At 47.7% G+C, this 308-nt stretch carries 1 protein-coding gene; it reads left to right on the top strand.

The genetic code is table 11. The features are described from left to right. Positions 1 to 308 (top strand): amino acid--tRNA ligase-related protein (locus A0739_RS09775; RefSeq protein WP_330996837.1); only part of this gene is annotated, 308 nt, incomplete at both ends.

Here is a 308-nt window from a genome sequence, read left to right as displayed (position 1 = left end):
GAACTCCAGCATACTTGAGCCAATCTGGTCAGCTGTACCTCGAAGCAGGGGCAATGGCTCTGGGACGTGTTTATGACTTTGGACCAGTATTCCGTGCAGAAAAATCAAAAACTCGCCGTCATTTGACAGAGTTCTGGATGATGGATGCGGAGTATAATTTTGTTACTCACGATGAGTCACTCGACTTGCAGGAAGCTTATGTCAAAGCCTTGATCCAAGGTGTTCTTGACCGGGCTCCTCAAGCTTTGGAAACATTGGAACGTGATGTAGAACTCTTGAAGCGCTACGTTGCTGAGCCTTTCAAGCGC

Origin of the sequence: Streptococcus oralis (genome assembly GCF_001588645.1) — a bacterium.
Taxonomy (GTDB): Bacteria; Bacillota; Bacilli; order Lactobacillales; family Streptococcaceae; genus Streptococcus; species Streptococcus oralis_AB.
The sequence above is the reverse complement of the archived record's forward strand: the minus strand, read 5'-3'. Positions and strand labels throughout refer to the sequence as shown.